Source organism: Nocardioides sp. QY071 (genome assembly GCF_029961765.1).
In the GTDB taxonomy this organism is placed as follows: domain Bacteria; phylum Actinomycetota; class Actinomycetes; order Propionibacteriales; family Nocardioidaceae; genus Nocardioides.
In genome coordinates, this window is record NZ_CP124681.1 from 1,653,165 (window position 1) to 1,669,957 (window position 16,793).

Here is a 16,793-nt window from a genome sequence, read left to right on the forward strand (position 1 = left end):
CCGGCCCGCCCAGGGGCACCGTCATGTCCGATTTCCGCGAGAGACTGTCGGTGGCGGGCGGCAGGATGGACGACATGGAGAGCACAGTGACCACGCCGGAGCAGCTCGACTTCGAGCGCTGCTACACGGCCGTGCAGTCGCGCGACCGCCGGTTCGACGGTGTCTTCTACACCGCGGTCCGCTCGACCGGCATCTACTGCCGGCCGTCCTGCCCGGCCCGCACGCCCGCGTCCCGCAACGTCTCGTTCCACCGCACCGCCGCGGCCGCGCAGGCTGCGGGCTACCGCGCCTGCAAGCGCTGCCTGCCCGACGCGACACCCGGGAGCCCGGACTGGGACGTCGCGGCCACCGTCGCCGGCCGGGCGATGCGGCTGATCGCCGACGGCGTCGTCGACCGCGACGGCGTCGAGGGGCTGGCGGCGCGCCTCGGGTACACCTCGCGTCACCTCTCCCGACTGCTGACCAGCGAGCTCGGCGCCGGACCCCTCGCGCTCGCGCGCACCCAGCGCGCCCAGACCGCCCGCGCGCTGGTCGAGAGCACGACGCTGAGCCTCGCCGACGTCGCCTTCGCCGCGGGCTTCTCGAGCGTGCGTCAGTTCAACGAGACGATGCTCGAGGTGTACGACGCCACGCCGAGCCACTTGCGCGGCCGGCGATCGCCCGCCGGCGGCCAGGTCCCGGGCGCCATCGACCTGCGGATCGCCGTGCGTACACCGTTCCGCGGCTCCGCACTGCTCCGGTTCCTCGCCGACCGGTCAGTGCCCGGCGTCGAGGTCGCCGAGGTGCGCGAGGACGGCAGCGGCAGCTACGCCCGCACGCTCGACCTGCCCCACGGGCCCGGCGTGGCGCGGGTCGAGCTCGCCGACCTCGACGGTGCCGGGTCGTCGTACCTGCCGCTGCGGCTGGTCCTCGACGATCTGCGCGACACGACGGCCGCGCTGGCGAGGATGCGGGCGCTGCTGGACGCCGATGCCGACCCGGTGGCCGTCGATGCCCATCTGGCCGACGATCCCGTGCTGGCGCCGCTGGTCGCCGCCCGTCCCGGTCTGCGTGTGCCGGGCCATGTCGACGGAGCCGAGGTCGCGGTGCGCGCGGTCCTGGGCCAGCAGGTCACCGTCGTCGCCGCCCGCACCGCCGCCGCCCGCCTCGTCGCCGCCCACGGACGCCCGGTCGAGGCCGGGATCCCCGGACTGACGCACCTGTTCCCCGACGCGGCCACGGTGGCGGCGCTCCCACCCGAGGAGTTCCGGATGCCCCGTGCCCGCGGGCGTGCGCTCGTCGGGCTGTGCGGGGCGATCGCGTCGGGCGAGGTCGTGCTCGACCGCGGCCCGGACCGCGGCGACGTACGCCGCACGCTCCTCGCGCTTCCCGGCATCGGCCCCTGGACGGCTGACTACATCGCCCTGCGCGCACTCGGCCACCCCGACGTGTGGCTGCCGACCGACGTGGGCGTGCGCAACGCGCTCGCCCGCCAGCCCGCCGCCGACACCGACATCACCCCCGAGGGATGGGCGCCCTGGCGCTCCTACGCCCTCCTGCACCTGTGGACCTCGCTGGAAGGATGAGCACTGCCATGTGGACCGTCATCGAATCGCCCATCGGCCCCCTGCGCCTCGTCGAACAGGGTGGCGCGATCACCGCGATCGAGTTCTCGCCGTTCCGCGACGGCGTCCGCCCCCTCGGCGCCGAGGGTGCCGACCACCCGGTGCTGGTGGCCGCCGCGCGGCAGCTCGACGAGTACTTCGCCGGCGACCGCACCGAGTTCGACCTGCCACTCGCGCCCGCGGGCAGCGCGTGGCAGCGCTCCGTGTGGGCACAGCTGCTCGGCATCGGGTACGGCGAGACCGCGTCGTACGGTGAGATCGCGGCACGTCTCGGCAAGACCAATGCCGCCTCCCGTGCCGTCGGCACCGCCAACGGAGCGAACCCGATCCCGATCGTGATCCCGTGCCACCGGGTGATCGGCGCCAACGGGACCCTCACGGGTTACGCCGGGGGACTGGAGCGCAAGCAGCTCCTGCTCGACCTCGAGCGCGACGAGGATGCCGCCCTGTTCTAGCGGGAGCGGCGCGCCAGTTTCACCGGCCGGCCGGTGAAACTGGTGCTTGGACGAGGAAGCTTCCTCGTCCAGGCGCGAGTTTCGTCGTCCTGGCCGATGCTCCTGGGGCTGGAGTTACTCCGCCGCAGCGCGCCGCAGCGACTCGGACAGCCGCTCGGCGGCGGCGAGCACCGCAGGTGCGTGCATCCGGCCGGGCTGGCGGGACAGGCGCTCGAGCGGTCCGGAGACCGACACGGCCGCGATCACCTTGCCACCGGGGGAGCGGACGGGGGCGGACACCGAGGCCACGCCCTGCTCGCGCTCGCCGACCGACTGCGCCCAGCCACGGCGGCGGATCGCGGACAGCTCGGCCGCCGAGAACGCGGAGTTCTGCAGGCCGCGGTGGATGCGCTCCGGGTCGTCCCAAGCGAGCAGTACCTGCGCGGCGGAGCCGGCGCGCATGGTCAGCTGGGAGCCGATCGGAATGGTGTCGCGCAGGCCGGAGGGGCGCTCGGCGGCGGCGACGCACACACGGTGGTCGCCCTGGCGCCGCCACAGCTGGGCGGACTCGCCGGTGATGTCGCGCAGTCGCGCGAGGACGGGGCCGGCGGTGGCGAGCAGCCGGTCCTCACCGGCTGCCGCGGAGAGCTCCGCGAGGCGCGGGCCGAGCACGAAGCGGCCCTGCATGTCGCGAGCCACGAGGCGGTGGTGCTCGAGGGCGACCGCCAGTCGGTGAGCCGTCGGCCGGGCCAGGCCCGTGCCTGCCACCAGACCCGCCAGGGTGGCCGGGCCGGACTCCAGTGCGGTGAGCACCAGGGCCGCCTTGTCGAGAACGCCGACGCCGCTCGAGTTGTCCATATGGCAATACTGCCGTCTCGGATCCTGGGATGCAAGAGTAGGCTGGATCACGGTCGACAGCACAGGCGCGTCGACGACCCGAACGAGGAGGAGCGAGTCATGGGCAAGACCCTGGCGGAGAAGGTGTGGGACGAGCACGTCGTCCGATCGACCCCGGGGGAGCCGGACCTCCTCTACATCGATCTCCACCTCATCCACGAGGTCACCAGTCCGCAGGCCTTCGACGGCCTGCGCCTGGCCGGGCGCAAGGTGCGCCGCCCCGACCTGACCCTGGCGACCGAGGACCACAACGTCCCGACGCTCGACTGGGACAAGCCGATCGCCGACCCGGTGAGCAAGACCCAGGTCGACACCCTGCGCAAGAACGCCGAGGAGTTCGGCGTCCGGCTGCACCCGCTCGGCGACGTCGAGCAGGGCATCGTCCACGTCGTCGGCCCGCAGCTCGGCCTGACCCAGCCCGGAATGACGATCGTGTGCGGTGACTCGCACACCAGCACCCATGGGGCTTTCGGTGCCATCGCCTTCGGCATCGGTACGTCGGAGGTCGAGCACGTGCTCGCCACCCAGACCCTGCCGCAGGCCAAGCCGAGGACCATGGCCGTGACGGTCAACGGCAGCCTCGCCGAGGGCGTCACCGCCAAGGACCTGATCCTCTACCTGATCACGCAGACCGGCACCGGTGGCGGCCAGGGCTACATCGTCGAGTACCGCGGCGACGCCATCGAGGCGCTCTCGATGGAGGGCCGGATGACGGTCTGCAACATGTCCATCGAGTGGGGCGCCAAGGCCGGCATGATCGCGCCGGACGAGACGACCTTCGCCTACATCGAGGGCAAGGCCGAGGCGCCGAAGGGCGCGGAGTGGGACGCCGCCGTCGCGCACTGGAGGACGCTGGTCACCGACGCCGACGCGACCTTCGACAAGGAGATCGTGATCGACGCGGCCGACGTCACGCCGTTCGTCACCTGGGGCACGAACCCCGGCCAGGGCGCACCCCTGGGGGCGAACGTCCCGTCGCCGGAGGACTTCGAGGACCCTTCGGACAAGCTCGCCGCCGAGAAGGCGCTGGAGTACATGGGCCTCGAGGCCGGCCAGCCCCTGCGCTCGGTCAAGGTCGACACCGTCTTCGTCGGCTCCTGCACCAACGGCCGGATCGAGGACCTGCGCCTGGCCGCCGACATCATCAAGGGCCACAAGGTCGCCGAGGGCACCCGCCTGCTCGTCGTGCCGGGCTCGGTGCGCGTACGCAACCAGGCCATGGAGGAGGGCCTCGACAAGGTCTTCATCGAGGCCGGTGCCGAGTGGCGTGGTGCCGGATGCTCGATGTGCCTGGGCATGAACCCCGACACGCTGAAGCCCCAGGAGCGCTCCGCCTCCACGTCCAACCGCAACTTCGAGGGCCGGCAGGGCAAGGGCGGACGCACGCACCTGGTGTCCGTCCCCGTTGCTGCCGCCACCGCCGTCAAGGGCACGCTGGCCTCGCCGGCCGACCTGTCCGCCGAGCTGGTCTGAGAAGGAGACAGCGACATGGAGAAGTTCACCTCCCACACCGGTACGGCGCTCCCGCTGCGCCGCAGCAACGTCGACACCGACCAGATCATCCCGGCGGTCTACCTCAAGCGCGTGACCCGCACCGGCTTCGAGGACGGCCTGTTCGCCGCCTGGCGCAACGACCCGGAGTTCGTGGCCAACAAGCCCGAGTACCAGGGCGTCACGATCCTCGTCGCCGGTCCCGACTTCGGCACCGGGTCGTCGCGCGAGCACGCCGTCTGGGCGCTCATGGACTACGGCTTCAAGGTCGTCCTCTCGAGCCGCTTCGCCGACATCTTCCGCGGCAACTCGGGCAAGGCCGGACTGCTGTCCGTCCCCGTCGAGCAGGACGTCATCGAGCAGCTGTGGGCGGCGATCGAGGCCGACCCGACCACGCAGATCACCGTCGACCTCGAGTCCCGCACGGTCACCTGCGGCGACCTCGTCGCGCCGTTCGACATCGACGACTACACGCGCCACCGCCTGCTCAACGGACTCGACGACATCGGCATCACGCTGGGCAACGAGGCCGACATCGCGGCGTACGAGAGTGGCCGACCGAGCTGGAAGCCGGTCACCCAGCACGCCTGAGAACACGCTGAAAACCGCTCTACGACGGGCCGATCCGCGACTTTCGCGGGTCGGCCCGTCGGCTTTCCCGCATTCGTCGCGATGGCCGCCGAGGGGCGCTCAGGGGCGAAATAGGGCCCGAAACAGCCGAAATAGCGCTGAAATCGCGAAAAAAGACGTACCAACTTCGGCGTGGTGATTGTGAGTGTGCCTACTAGTGCCTAGCGTTCCCATGAAAGGACGGCTGGGCGAGGGCTCGGCCGCATCAGCTCAAGGGACGCCCAGCGCGGCGTTTCGGAAGGACAGGTAGTGAACAAGTCTCAGTTGATCGACGCGCTGGCCGACCGCTTCGAAGGAAGCCGCAAGGACGCGGCCCACGCCCTCGACGCGGTTCTCGACACGATCACCCGTCAGGTCGCCAAGGGCGAGAAGGTCGCCATCACCGGCTTCGGCTCGTTCGAGAAGGCCGTCCGCAACGCCCGTTGGGTCCGCAACCCGCAGACCGGCGAGCGCGTGAAGACCAAGAAGAAGGCCGTTCCGAAGTTCAGCGCCGGCGCTGACCTGAAGAACGTCGTCTCCGGTGCCAAGAAGCTGGCCCCGCTGCCGAAGCCGGCCAAGAAGGCCGCTGCTCCGGCCAAGAAGGCCGCGACCGCCGCGGTCAAGAAGGCCGCTGCGCCGGCCAAGAAGGCCGCCGCCACCGCGAAGAAGGCGGCTCCGGCCAAGAAGGCGGCTCCGGCGAAGAAGGCGCCTGCCAAGAAGGCTCCGGCCGCGAAGAAGGCGGCTCCGGCCAAGAAGGCCCCCGCCAAGAAGGCTCCCGCCGCGAAGAAGGCGGCTCCGGCCAAGAAGGCCCCGGCCAAGAAGGCCCCGGCCAAGAAGGCTCCCGCCAAGAAGACCGCGAAGAAGGCCTGACGCCTCCTTCCCGATCACCCCGAACGGGCCGTACTCCTCACGGAGTGCGGCCCGTTCGTCGTCTCAGGACCCCCGTGGGAGCAGGCCGATCGCGCGCAGCACCGCGGCCGAGGAGTCCCCGACCCCGAGCGCGATCGCGCCGGCCAGGCTGTCGACGTCGTCGACGTCGCGGCGCAGGGACGCCAGCTCGCCGGCCAGCGCCCGCGCTCCGGAAGCCGCATGGGCAGCGGCCGATCCCGCTCCGAAGCGCGGCTCGAAGTCGTCGTACGCCGCGCAGTAGAGCGTGGTTCCGGTCGCGTCGGCGTCGCGGACGAAGCACGGCCCGGGGTCGGACGCCGCATCGGCGAGCGCCGCCGCGAGATCGGCAGCGAGGAGTGATGGCAGGTCGCCGCACAGCGCGACCGGCCGCAGGTCGGGGCGCCGGTCGTGCAGGTGGGCAGCCGCGTGCCGCAACGCCGCATTGAGGCCGCCGCCCGGATCGGGGCAGGTGGCCGCGCCCCGTGCGGCGAGCGTGGCGGCGAAAGCGGCGTCGTCACTGACGACCAGCACTCCGGCCACGCCGTCGGTGCTCAGGCACGCGTCGACCACGTCGGTCGCGAAGGCCGCCGCCAGCCGCGCCCGGTCGGCGTCGCGCAGGGCCGAGAGCCGGGACTTCCCGGTGCCCGGGGACTTCACCGGAAGCAGCACGGCGAAGGAGCCCGGACGGGTGAACACCCCTGAATCCTGACAGGTGGGTCGTGCCCGGCCGTGGCCGGTGTCACTGACCGGTAACCTGCATTCTCGTGAGCGTGCGGAAGCTGCAGGAGAAGCGGGGCTGGGCCTTCAACATCGCCGTACCCATCATCAAGCCCACGCTCCTGGCCACCACGCGGCGCCGGTGGATCGGCGGCGAGAACATCCCCGAGAGCGGCGGATTCATCATCGCGCTCAACCACATCTCCCACGTCGACCCGCTCACTGCCGCGCACCTCGTCTACGACCACGGCTACAAGCCGCGCTACCTCGCCAAGTCCGGCCTGTTCGACAACAAGGCGCTCGGCTTCTTCCTGCGCAGCGCCGGCCAGATCCCCGTGCGGCGCGAGACGAAGGACGCCGTCGGTGCGTACGCCGCGGCGGTCGACGCCGTGCGCGACGGCCAGTGCGTCGTGATCTACCCCGAGGCCACGATCACGCGCGACCCCGACATGTGGCCGATGAAGGGGAAGTCCGGCGCCGCGCGGATCGCCCTCGAGACCGGCTGCCCGGTCATCCCGGTCGGGCAGTGGGGCGCCCACGAGATCCTGGCGCCGTACACCAAGCGTCCCCATCTCGTCCCTCGTCACGAGGTCGTGATGCGCGTCGGAGCGCCCGTCGTGCTCGACGACCTGCGCGCGAAGGAGCGCACCAGCGCGGTCGTCAACGAGGCGACAGCCCGCATCATGGCGGCGATCACCCACGAGCTGGAGCTGGTGCGCGGCGAGACCGCGCCGCCCGAGCGCTACGACATGGCCGTGCACGGCGACAGGTTCAAGAAGAACAAGAAGGCGGCGAGCTGATGGGCAACAAGATCGCGGTGCTCGGCGCCGGCTCCTGGGGGACGGCGTTCTCGATCGTGCTGGCCGACGCCGGCAACGACGTGTGCATCTGGGCCCGCCGCGAGGAGGTCGCGGCCTCCATCAACGAGCGCCACGAGAACGTCGACTACCTCTCCGGCATCGAGCTGCCGCGGCGGATCACCGCGACCCACGACCCCGAGCAGGCGCTCGCCGGTGCCGATGTCGTCGTGCTCGCCGTACCCTCGCAGTCGCTGCGCGACAACCTGCCGACCTTCCTCCCGTACGTCGAGGACGACGCCGTCCTCGTCTCCTTGATGAAGGGCGTCGAGCTCGGCACCCTCAAGCGGATGTCGGAGGTGATCGCGGAGGTCGGCGACATCGGCGCCAGCCGGATCGCCGTCGTCAGCGGACCCAACCTGGCCCGCGAGATCGCCCGCCGCGAGCCCGCCGCGTCCGTCGTCGCCTGCGCCGACGAGGACGTCGCGACCATGCTCCAGAACCGGCTCCACTCGCCGGCGTTCCGGCCCTACACCAGCGTCGACGTCCTCGGCTGCGAGTACGGCGGCGCCTACAAGAACGTCGTCGCCCTCTGCGTCGGCATGGCCGTCGGCCAGGGCTTCGGCGACAACACCACCGCCTCGCTCATCACCCGTGGCCTCGCCGAGACCGCCCGCCTCGCGATGAACCTCGGCGCCAACCCGCTCACCCTGATGGGCCTCGCCGGCCTCGGCGACCTCGTCGCCACCTGCTCCTCGCCGCTCTCGCGCAACCGCACCTTCGGCGAGAAGCTCGGCCAGGGCATGAGCGTCGAGGAGATCTACGCCTCGACCCGCCAGGTCGCCGAGGGCGCCAAGTCCTGCTCCTCGCTGCGCGCGCTCGCCGCGCGCTCAGGTGTCGACGCCCCGATCGTGGACGCGGTCGACGAGGTGGTGCAGGGGCGGCTCACCACGTCGCAGCTGATGGACGCGTTCATCTCTCGTGACACCAAGGCTGAGTTGTCCTGACTGGTCGGGTTGTCTCGGCCCGATGCGCTGCGTGATGGACTCACGGTGTTTGTTTGGCGCTCGCTTCGCTCGCGCATGTCGCGCCGCCTGCCAACGCCGTTTCTTCCTCCCCCGCTCGCTCGTTCCTCGCTCGCTCCTCCGTCCAGAAACGGCGGGCGGCGCGACGGGCTCGGCTGAACGTCGTGCACATGCGAGTCTCATTCAGCTGAATCCCGTCGGGCGCCCCGCGTGATCTGGACTGATATGTAGGTCTTTCCTGTCAAGTGGCAGGGTGAAGCGCCGCCACGGCTGGTTGTCGTGGCGGCGCTTCTGTTCTGGCCTGGGGGTGCCGGTTCGTTTTGAGCGGGTCTGTCGACGCACGTGGTCAGACTGATATGCGCGGGTTGGTTACCGCAGGGCCGCGATTCGGCGGGAGCGCTGCGCTGGTGTCTGAGGTCGAGCGTCACGAACACGGCACGAACAAGGTCGTTGGCCGGTGCGTGGCTCACAGTCCAGGCGCGGGTCGGCTCCAGCACGTTGCTGTCGACGAGTCGGCGGTCCGGGCCAGAAGCTTCAGGGGCCGGGCGTCAGTCGGGCAGTTCAATCGGGCAGGGTGGCCAGGGACCAGCACCAGCCGGCCAGCTCACGCGCGATCGCGGTGCTCGCCACGGTGTGCTTCTTCTTCCGGGCGCTCATCGTGACCCAGCGCTGGTGAAGCCGCTGGTTCCCGGCATGGGCACGCGCACGGGCCGCTGCGGGGGCTTGGTCCCAGCGGGCCTGGAGGGTCTTGCCCACCAGATAGCGACGCTGGTGATGCCAGGCCGCCTCGACCAGCAGCCGTCGGACGTGGGTGTTGCCGGCCTTGGTGATGCTCCCTTGGCGGCGCGACTGGCCGCTGGAGTGCTCGGACGGCACCAGTCCGAGGTAGGCGCCGATGCTGGCACCGGTGAACCGTTCCCAGTCACCGATCTCGACCGCGAGCGCGAACGCGGTCAACGTCGAGACACCGCGCAGGCACCACAGCTTGCGCACGATCGGTGTGAACTCGGACTCGGTAGCCATCGCGGTGATGGTCGCGTCGAGCCGGTCGCGGCGAGCCACCGCGAACGCGACCGCTTCCAGATCGGCCTCATAGGCCGCACGAGTGCCGGCCTGGTGGGGCAGGTCGAACCGGATCCGGCGCAGCCACGCCTCGTGAACGCCGGTCCACGCCCGCCCGCCGTAGTAGACGTGCCCGTGGCGCAGCAGCAGCTTGGACACCCGGTGCCTGGCCCGGAGCAGGTCGACACGAACGTCTTCGCGTGCCCGGACCAGGTCACGCGCGGCCTCTTGGGTCACCGTCGGCACCCGCACGCTGGTGATCTGTCCGACCCGCAACAACTGGGCCAGCAACAACGCGTCCTTGGCGTCGGTCTTGACCCGATCGCCCGAAGGGCGGGTCAGCTTCGAAGGAGCCGCGACCTCGCAGCGGATCCCGGCCGCGGTCAACGCCCGGTACAGCCCGAACCCGGTCGGGCCGGCCTCGTAGGTGGCTGCGACCGGACCAGGCAGGGTCCGCAACCACTTGATGACTTCCTCCTGGGCTGGCACGAGGGTCGTCTTGAACACCTCGCCCGTCACCGAGTCCAGACCGGTCGCCACGACCGACCGTGCGTGCACATCGAGCCCAACACTCGTACGCTCAACAATCACCGGGGCCTCCTTACGACTGTGGATAGGCCGAGCAGGCGGCCCCTGCTCGGTAACCCACGAACATGCGCAAGAGAGGCCCCGGCCCGCAACCACCTCAAACCGAGGCAGTCACCTCATACGGTCTGAGCGGAGCGAGCGACCGAGCGCCAGCGAGGAAGCGAGCGCAGCGAGGGAAGATCACGCGTCAAAAGGGCGCCCGACATGCGCGAGCGAAGCGAGCGCCAAACCAACACCGTGAGTCGCTCACGAAGCGCATCGGCCCGAGCCCCCGCGTGACCTCACGCGTTAATGCGGTCCAGCGCCTGCTTCAGGTCGGCCCACAGGTCCTCGACGTCCTCGATCCCGACGGACAGGCGCACCAGCCCCTCGGGGATCGTCGCCGGCTCGAGCTTCCACCGGCGCCGGCGCTCGAAGGTCGACTCGACGCCACCGAGGGAGGTGGTGTGCACCCACAGCGAGGTGGCGCGGACCAGGAAGTCTCCAGCGTCGGCGCCACCGGCCAGCACGGGTGCGACGATCGCGCCGAAGCCCGGGTAGCGGACCTCCTCGACGGACGGGTGGTCGGCGAGGCGGCGGGCCAGCTCTGCGGCGTTGGCGGCGGCCCGCTCCAGGCGGACGTGGAGGGTGCGCAGGCCGCGCAGGGCGAGCCAGGCCTCGAACGGACCCGGTACGGCGCCCGCCAGGTCCCGGCGGCCCTTGAGAGCGCCGTACACCTCGTCGTCGGTCCCTTCGGACGGCACGACGATCGCGCCCATGAGCACGTCGCTGTGCCCGGCGATGTACTTCGTCGCCGAGTGCACGACGATGTCCGCGCCGAGGGACAGCGGCTGCTGGAGCAGGGGAGTGGCGAAGGTGTTGTCGACGACGACGCGGATGCCGAGCTCGTGGGCGGCCGCGGACAGCGCGGGGATGTCGGCGATCTCCAGGGCGGGGTTGGTGGGGGACTCCAGCCAGAGCAGGCCACAGTCCTCGTCGGCCTCCATCGCGGCGATCACGGCGGCGGTGTCGGTGATGTCGACCAGGGTCGCCTTCAGTCGGCCCCGGGACTCGGCGTCGGCGAGCGCGGTCACCGAGCCGTTGTAGGCGTGCCGCGGCGCGATGACGCTGCTGCCGATGCCGACCAGGTCGAGGATCGTGGTCACCGCGGCCATGCCCGACGAGAACGCCAGTGCCCGGCCGCCCTCCAGCGCGCCGAGAGCGTCCTCGAACGCCGCCCAGGTGGGGTTGCCGTACCGGCCGTACTCCAGGTCGCCGGTCGCGCCGTACGTCGACGTCATCGTGATCGGCACGTTCATCGGCTCGTCAGGCTCGTGCGGTGGACGGCCCGCCGTGACGGCGACTGTCGCGGGGTGGAGCTGGCGGGGCGGGCGGGGTGCGGACTCGGGGCCGGACATGTCCCAAAGGTAGGGTCATCGCCGATGAGCTCTCCCACCGGCCGCCGTGTCCGCGTCGCTGTCGTCTTCGGCGGCCGCTCCAGTGAGCACGCCATCTCGTGCGTGACCGCCGGCAGCGTGCTGCAGGCCATCGACCGCGAGAAGTACGACGTCGTCCCCATCGGCATCGCGACCGACGGGCGCTGGGTGCTGGAGGCCGACGACCCGCAGCGGCACCGGATCACCGGCCCCGGCCAGCTGCCGTCGGTCGACGGCGACCGCGCGGCCGTCGCGCTCGCCCCCACCAGCGACGGCACCGGGCTCGTCGTCAGCGAGCCGGCCGAGACGCCGCGGGCCCTCGGCGACGTCGATGTCGTCTTCCCGCTGCTACACGGCCCGTGGGGCGAGGACGGCACCATCCAGGGCCTGTTCGAGATGTCCGACGTCCGCTACGTCGGCTCCGGCGTACTCGCGTCCGCGGTCAGCATGGACAAGGCGTTCATGAAGGTCGTGCTCAAGGACGCCGGCCTGCCGGTGATGCCCAGCGTGACGGTGACCGCCCGCGAGTGGAAGGCCGACCCGCAGGCGGTCCGCGACCGCGTCGAGGCGCTCGGGTACCCGCTGTTCGTGAAGCCCGCCCGCGGCGGCTCCAGCATCGGCATCGCCAAGGCGCACAAGCCGGACGAGATCGACGCGGCGCTCGACGGTGCCCTCGAGCACGACCCGAAGGTCCTCGTCGAGGTCTCCGCCGAGGGCGCCCGCGAGATCGAGTGCGGCGTCCTGGAGGCCCTCGACGGCGGCGTCGAGACCAGCCTGCCCGCGGAGATCCGGATCACCGGCGAGCACGAGTTCTACGACTTCGAGGCCAAGTACCTCCCCGAGGAGCACACCGAGCTCGACGTCCCCGCGATCCTGCCCGAGGGGGTCGAGGAGCGGATGCGGGCGATGGCCGCGGCCGCGTTCACCGCGGTCGGCTGCGAGGGCCTCGCGCGCGTCGACTTCTTCCTGATGCCCGACGGCTCGCTGGTCGTCAACGAGCTCAACACGATGCCCGGCTTCACGCCGCTGTCGATGTTCCCGCAGATGTGGGCCGCGACCGGGGTGTCGTACGGCGAGCTGGTCGACCGACTGCTCACGCTGGCCCTGCAGCGCGACACCGGCCTGCGCTAGACACCGCCCACGGGCTGCCCTAGTTGCAGTCGTCGACCAGCGTCAGGTGCTTCTTGATCAGCGGCGCCAGCACCGCCATCGCGGCCGGCCCGGCATTCGGCCGGTAGCGCGCGGGGATGCTCACCTCGACCCGTGGCCGGTAGCCGGCGGCGGTCAGGGTGAGGTCGAGGTCCTGGTCGTCGTACTGCTCGTCGGGGATGTAGTAGCCCACGCCGTCGGCCGACTCGCAGGACGCGGTCAGGTCGAAGCCCTTCGGCTTCCCGACACCGCAGCGGACCACGATCGCCGGATCGCCGTACGCCGCCGCGGGGGCGTCGGCCGGCTCGATGTCGACGCGCTCCTCGTCGTAGAGGGTCGCGGGCAGCTCAGCGGCGAACGCGTCGCAGGCGGCCCGGTCCGCATCGGACAGCGTGGGTACGTCGACCCGCACCGGCCCGCCGCACCCGGCCACCAGCACGGCGAGGGGCAGGGCGAGTCCCGCGAGCCTCAGATGTGGACGACGGGGCACGTGAGCGTGCGGGTGATGCCCTCGAGGTTCTGCACCTTGGACACCACGAGCTTGCCCAGCTCGTCGACGTTGCGGGCCTCGGCGCGCACGATCACGTCGTACGGACCGGTGACGTCCTCGGCCAGCGTGACGCCGGCGATCCCGCCGACCTCGCGGGCGACCTCGGCCGCCTTGCCGACGTCGGTCTGGATCAGGATGTAGGCCTGCACCGTCATGGGGTCACGCTCCCGCCGGATTGGTGTGGTGGAACGCCTCAACCTACCGCGCGCCCCCGGCGGAACAGAACTCGCGAGCCGAGGAACCTACCCGTGGGTACGTCTGGTGGGATGGGGGCATGGCTGACGCGCTCGACCCGGACACGACGCTGGCGGACCTCGGGGAGTTCGGGCTGATCGCCCGGATCGGCGAGCTGGTCGCCGCCACCGCGCCCGGTGAGGACGTGCTGCTGGGTCCGGGGGACGATGCAGCCGTGCTCCGGGTCCGCAAGGGCCACGTCGTCGTGTCGACCGACGTACTGGTCGAGGGGCGGCACTTCCGGCGCGACTGGGTCGACGCGTACGACGTCGGGCGCCGGGCCGCCGCGCAGAACCTCTCCGATATCAACGCCATGGGCGGCCGGGCCCAGTGGCTCACCGTCGGCCTGGCCGCACCCGCGGACCTGCCGGCCCAGTGGGCACTGGACTTCACCCGCGGCTTCGCCGAGGAGTGCGCCCTCGTGGGCGCCGGGCTCGTGGGCGGCGACGTCACCCGCGCCGACCAGGTCGTCGTCTCGGTCACCGCCCTCGGCGCCTGCACGGTCTCTCCGGTGCTGCGCTCCGGCGCGGCGCCCGGTGACGTGCTCGCGCTGTGCGGGCGCCAGGGCTGGTCGGCCGGCGGCCTCGCCGTCCTGGGGCGCGGGTTCCGCTCGCCGCGGGTGCTCGTCGAGGCCTACCGCCGCCCCGAGCCGCCGTACGACGCCGGGCCGGTCGCCGCGCAGGCCGGCGCGACCGCGATGATCGACGTGTCCGACGGCCTGCTCGCCGAGGCGCGCCACCTCGCCGACGACTCCGGCGTCAGCATCGATGTCGAGACCGCCGCCTTCGACGTACCTGAGCCGCTGCTCGCCGTCGGCCAGGCGACCGGCGCCGACCCGCTGCAGTTCATCCTCGGCGGGGGAGAGGACCACCCCCTGCTCGCGACCTTCCCGCCCGACGTCGCCCTGCCCGACGGCTGGACCCGGATCGGGTCGGTCAGCGCCCGCGGCGACCTCCCGGTCACCGTCGACGGTGGTGCCTACGACGGCCCGACCGGCTGGACCCACTTCTGAGCGACCCGGCGCGAAGTGGCTCCTGAATCACGCCGACCCGGCAGAAAGTAGCGTCCGCGTCACCCCGACCCGGCGCGAAGTGGCTCCCGGATCGCGTCGACCCGGCAGAAAGTGGCCGACAGCGCCGGTGCGCCCCGCCACTTTCTGCCGGGTCAGCGCAATCTGCGCACCACTTCGCGCCGGGTCAGCGCAATTCGGGTGGCACTTCGCGCCGGGTCGGCCAAAAACACATCGGCCCGCCGCAGATCGCGGCGGGCCGATGGGGAAAGAGCTCAGGTCAGCGGGAGACCTTGCCGGCCTTCAGGCAGCCGGTGCACACGTTCATGCGCTTGGGGGTGCCGTTGACGACCGCGCGGACGCGCTGGATGTTGGGGTTGAAGCGGCGCTTGGTGATCTTGCGCGACCACGGCCGGTTGTTGCCGAAGCTCGGCTTCTTGTCGCAGATGTCGCACACGGCGGCCATGGTTGTCACTCCTGGATCGCGGATCTAAGGTTCACGGGCAGCCCGCGCGCTCAGAAGGCGCTTCGGGCAACCGGAAGAGAATAGCCGACACGGTCGCACCGGCCGAAATCGGCGAGGTTCCTCCCCGCCCGGCTAGGGTGACCCCGATGGACGAGCGGACGGCGCCCGGGGAGGGGCGGAGCGGGATTGCGCTCTCGTCCGTGGTCCGGTTCGTCGACATCGCGGTGGACGCCCTGGCGGTTGCGCGCGAGGAGGTCGACGCCCTCAACGTCTACCCGGTGCCCGACGGCGACACCGGCACGAACATGTACCTCACCGTCGTCGCCGCCCGCGACGCGATCCGCACGGCCCTCGGCGAGCACGCCGACCACCCGGACGACGCGACCGACGCGGACGGGCCGCTCGCTGCTCTGGCCCGCGGCGCGCTCCTCGGCGCCCGCGGCAACTCGGGGGTGATCCTCAGCGAGATGCTCGGTGCGGCCGCCCGCCGGATCGCCGCGGCCGACCCCGGCGAGCGCAACGCCGTGGTGATGTCCGAGGCGCTGCAGGAGGCGTCGACCGCGAGCTATGCCGCGGTGGGGGAGCCGGTCGAGGGCACGATGCTGACCGTGATGCGCGCCGCCGCCGACGCAGGTACGACGGCCGCCACCGACCCCGGCGCCCGCAGCAGCGACGTGCTCACCGCCGCGGCGGCCGCCGCCCGTGAGGCGCTCGGCCACACGCCGGAGCAGCTCGACGTCCTCGCGCAGGCCGGCGTGGTCGACGCGGGCGGGCGCGGGGTGTCGGTGATCCTCGACGCCGCCGAGACCGTGCTGACCGGGCGCCGCCCGATCGCCGTGACCGCGCCCCTCGGCAGCCACGTCATCCCGGTGCCCCACGTCGAGCACGCGGGCGACGAGCTGAGCGCGGACGGCCCGGCGTACGAGGTGATGTACCTCCTCGACACCGGCGACGACCTGGCCCCGCGGCTGCGCGAGCGCCTCGGCGAGCTCGGCGACTCGGTCGTCGTGGTCGGGCGCGACGGGCTGTGGAACGTGCACGTCCACACCGACGACGTCGGCGCCACGATCGAGGCCGGGATGGAGATCGGGCGTCCGCACCGGATCCGGGTCACCCACTTCGCCGAGCAGATCGCCGCCCAGACCGAGCCCCACCAGGAGCACCCGGCCCCGCTCGTCGGTCGGCGGGTGGTCGCGGTCGCGGCGGGCCCGGGCCTGGCGAAGCTCTTCGAGGAGGCGGGCGCGGAGGTGGTCCGCGGTGGACCCGGACGGCGTCCCTCGACCGGCGAGCTGCTCGAGGCGATCACGGCCTGCGGCGCCCGTGAGGTCGTCGTCCTGCCCAACGACGAGCCGACCATCCGCGCGGCCCTGGCCGCCGCGAGCACCGCCGAGGCCGACCACGGCGCCCACGGCCTGCGGGTCGCGGTGATCCCGACCCACACGCAGGTGCAGGGTCTCGCCGCGGTGGCGGTGCACGAGCCGGGCCGCGCCTTCGACCAGGACGTCACCGAGATGACCGCGACCGCCCGTCACGTGCGCCACGGCGCGGTGACCATCGCCGCCCGCCAGGCGATGACGATGGCCGGACCCTGCGAGCCCGGCGACGCGCTCGGCGTCATCGCCGGCGACTTCGCCGTGGTCGGCGACGAGCTCGGCGCGGTCGCGCTCATCGTCCTGGCCCACCTGCTGGCCGCCGGCGGCGAGCTGGTCACGATCGTCAGCGGCGTCGACGGCGAGGGCCTGGCCGAGCGCGCGACCGCCTGGGTCGAGGAGTTCCACCCCCATGTCGACGTCGTGGTGTACGACGGTGGCCAGGAGCGCTACCCGCTCCTGATGTCCGTCGAATGAGAGAGCAGCAT

General features: G+C 71.9%; 17 protein-coding genes. 10 read left to right on the forward strand and 7 right to left on the reverse strand.

The genetic code is table 11. From position 1 onward, the window contains the following. Positions 1-74 precede the first annotated feature (74 nt). Both QI633_RS07905 and QI633_RS07910 read left to right on the forward strand, forming a co-directional pair. Positions 75-1,565 (forward strand): AlkA N-terminal domain-containing protein, encoded by a 1,491-nt coding sequence (locus QI633_RS07905; protein ID WP_186348237.1) that lies wholly within the window; start codon positions 75-77, stop codon positions 1,563-1,565. Then, positions 1,562-2,059 (forward strand): methylated-DNA--[protein]-cysteine S-methyltransferase, encoded by a 498-nt coding sequence (locus QI633_RS07910; protein ID WP_349016717.1) that lies wholly within the window; start codon positions 1,562-1,564, stop codon positions 2,057-2,059. The genes QI633_RS07905 and QI633_RS07910 overlap by 4 nt, the downstream gene beginning before the upstream one ends. Positions 2,060-2,173: 114 nt before the next feature. Here QI633_RS07910 and QI633_RS07915 read toward each other — a convergent pair whose 3' ends face one another. Then, entirely contained in the window at positions 2,174-2,896 is a 723-nt protein-coding gene (locus tag QI633_RS07915) for an IclR family transcriptional regulator (RefSeq protein WP_139622247.1), read from the reverse strand. Between the two features lie 99 nt (positions 2,897-2,995). Between QI633_RS07915 and leuC the strand changes: the two genes are divergently transcribed. From leuC to QI633_RS07930, 3 genes are all read left to right on the forward strand, one after another. Further along, positions 2,996-4,408: a 3-isopropylmalate dehydratase large subunit gene (gene leuC, locus QI633_RS07920; protein WP_141799642.1), complete on the forward strand. Its 1,413-nt coding sequence runs from the start codon at positions 2,996-2,998 to the stop codon at positions 4,406-4,408. A gap of 15 nt (positions 4,409-4,423) precedes the next feature. After that, positions 4,424-5,017, forward strand: coding sequence for a 3-isopropylmalate dehydratase small subunit (leuD, locus tag QI633_RS07925; RefSeq protein WP_282428608.1), 594 nt, complete (start codon positions 4,424-4,426; stop codon positions 5,015-5,017). 288 nt (positions 5,018-5,305) lie between these two features. Further along, a complete protein-coding gene (locus tag QI633_RS07930) occupies positions 5,306-5,905 on the forward strand; it encodes an HU family DNA-binding protein (protein ID WP_141799640.1) in 600 nt (199 codons plus the stop codon). Between the two features lie 63 nt (positions 5,906-5,968). Here the strand turns inward: QI633_RS07930 and cofC are convergent, their stop codons facing one another. Next, positions 5,969-6,619, reverse strand: a complete 651-nt coding sequence (gene cofC, locus QI633_RS07935) for a 2-phospho-L-lactate guanylyltransferase (protein WP_141799639.1) — start codon at positions 6,617-6,619, stop codon at positions 5,969-5,971. Between the two features lie 68 nt (positions 6,620-6,687). Between cofC and QI633_RS07940 the strand changes: the two genes are divergently transcribed. Next, complete coding sequence (locus QI633_RS07940) at positions 6,688-7,440, forward strand: lysophospholipid acyltransferase family protein (protein WP_141799638.1); 753 nt, start codon at positions 6,688-6,690, stop codon at positions 7,438-7,440. Further along, positions 7,440-8,444 (forward strand): NAD(P)H-dependent glycerol-3-phosphate dehydrogenase, encoded by a 1,005-nt coding sequence (locus QI633_RS07945; protein ID WP_141799637.1) that lies wholly within the window; start codon positions 7,440-7,442, stop codon positions 8,442-8,444. The genes QI633_RS07940 and QI633_RS07945 overlap by 1 nt, the downstream gene beginning before the upstream one ends. Positions 8,445-9,023: 579 nt before the next feature. Here the strand turns inward: QI633_RS07945 and QI633_RS07950 are convergent. Both QI633_RS07950 and QI633_RS07955 read right to left on the reverse strand, forming a co-directional pair. Continuing rightward, on the reverse strand, positions 9,024-10,115 hold the full coding sequence (locus QI633_RS07950; RefSeq protein ID WP_349016699.1) for an IS110 family transposase: 1,092 nt from the start codon (positions 10,113-10,115) through the stop codon (positions 9,024-9,026). 278 nt (positions 10,116-10,393) lie between these two features. Beyond that, on the reverse strand, positions 10,394-11,509 hold the full coding sequence (locus QI633_RS07955; protein ID WP_141799636.1) for a PLP-dependent aspartate aminotransferase family protein: 1,116 nt from the start codon (positions 11,507-11,509) through the stop codon (positions 10,394-10,396). A 24-nt stretch (positions 11,510-11,533) separates the two neighbouring features. Between QI633_RS07955 and QI633_RS07960 the strand changes: the two genes are divergently transcribed. After that, positions 11,534-12,658 (forward strand): D-alanine--D-alanine ligase family protein, encoded by a 1,125-nt coding sequence (locus tag QI633_RS07960; protein WP_141799635.1) that lies wholly within the window; start codon positions 11,534-11,536, stop codon positions 12,656-12,658. A gap of 19 nt (positions 12,659-12,677) precedes the next feature. On the opposite strand, the gene QI633_RS07965 is transcribed toward QI633_RS07960, so the two are convergent. After that, a complete protein-coding gene (locus QI633_RS07965; RefSeq protein WP_141799634.1) occupies positions 12,678-13,166 on the reverse strand; it encodes a DUF3515 domain-containing protein in 489 nt (162 codons plus the stop codon). Then, the gene (locus QI633_RS07970; RefSeq protein ID WP_141799633.1) at positions 13,145-13,381 is read right to left on the reverse strand and encodes an Lrp/AsnC ligand binding domain-containing protein; all 237 of its coding nucleotides are present in this window, start codon (positions 13,379-13,381) and stop codon (positions 13,145-13,147) included. The genes QI633_RS07965 and QI633_RS07970 overlap by 22 nt, the downstream gene beginning before the upstream one ends. 119 nt (positions 13,382-13,500) lie before the next feature. On the opposite strand from QI633_RS07970, the gene QI633_RS07975 reads away from it, so the two are divergent. Continuing rightward, positions 13,501-14,472, forward strand: coding sequence for a thiamine-phosphate kinase (locus tag QI633_RS07975; RefSeq protein ID WP_282428609.1), 972 nt, complete (start codon positions 13,501-13,503; stop codon positions 14,470-14,472). 277 nt (positions 14,473-14,749) lie between these two features. Here QI633_RS07975 and rpmB read toward each other — a convergent pair whose 3' ends face one another. Further along, entirely contained in the window at positions 14,750-14,935 is a 186-nt protein-coding gene (gene rpmB, locus QI633_RS07980; protein WP_141799631.1) for a 50S ribosomal protein L28, read from the reverse strand. Between the two features lie 146 nt (positions 14,936-15,081). Here rpmB and QI633_RS07985 point away from each other — a divergent pair, with 146 nt between their 5' ends. Next, positions 15,082-16,782: a DAK2 domain-containing protein gene (locus QI633_RS07985; protein ID WP_282428610.1), complete on the forward strand. Its 1,701-nt coding sequence runs from the start codon at positions 15,082-15,084 to the stop codon at positions 16,780-16,782. Positions 16,783-16,793 lie beyond the last annotated feature (11 nt).

Bases quoted from the DNA above. Each gene is read 5' to 3' on its own strand.
- QI633_RS07915 (WP_139622247.1), bottom strand. From the start codon at position 2,896: ATGGACAACTCGAGCGGCGTCGGCGTTCTCGACAAGGCGGCCCTGGTG.
- leuC (WP_141799642.1), top strand. From the start codon at position 2,996: ATGGGCAAGACCCTGGCGGAGAAGGTGTGGGACGAGCACGTCGTCCGA.
- leuD (WP_282428608.1), top strand. From the start codon at position 4,424: ATGGAGAAGTTCACCTCCCACACCGGTACGGCGCTCCCGCTGCGCCGC.
- QI633_RS07985 (WP_282428610.1), top strand. From the start codon at position 15,082: ATGGACGAGCGGACGGCGCCCGGGGAGGGGCGGAGCGGGATTGCGCTC.
- QI633_RS07910 (WP_349016717.1), top strand. From the start codon at position 1,562: ATGAGCACTGCCATGTGGACCGTCATCGAATCGCCCATCGGCCCCCTG.
- QI633_RS07970 (WP_141799633.1), bottom strand. From the start codon at position 13,381: ATGACGGTGCAGGCCTACATCCTGATCCAGACCGACGTCGGCAAGGCG.
- QI633_RS07945 (WP_141799637.1), top strand. From the start codon at position 7,440: ATGGGCAACAAGATCGCGGTGCTCGGCGCCGGCTCCTGGGGGACGGCG.
- QI633_RS07960 (WP_141799635.1), top strand. From the start codon at position 11,534: ATGAGCTCTCCCACCGGCCGCCGTGTCCGCGTCGCTGTCGTCTTCGGC.
- QI633_RS07905 (WP_186348237.1), top strand. From the start codon at position 75: ATGGAGAGCACAGTGACCACGCCGGAGCAGCTCGACTTCGAGCGCTGC.
- QI633_RS07955 (WP_141799636.1), bottom strand. From the start codon at position 11,509: ATGTCCGGCCCCGAGTCCGCACCCCGCCCGCCCCGCCAGCTCCACCCC.
- rpmB (WP_141799631.1), bottom strand. From the start codon at position 14,935: ATGGCCGCCGTGTGCGACATCTGCGACAAGAAGCCGAGCTTCGGCAAC.
- QI633_RS07975 (WP_282428609.1), top strand. From the start codon at position 13,501: ATGGCTGACGCGCTCGACCCGGACACGACGCTGGCGGACCTCGGGGAG.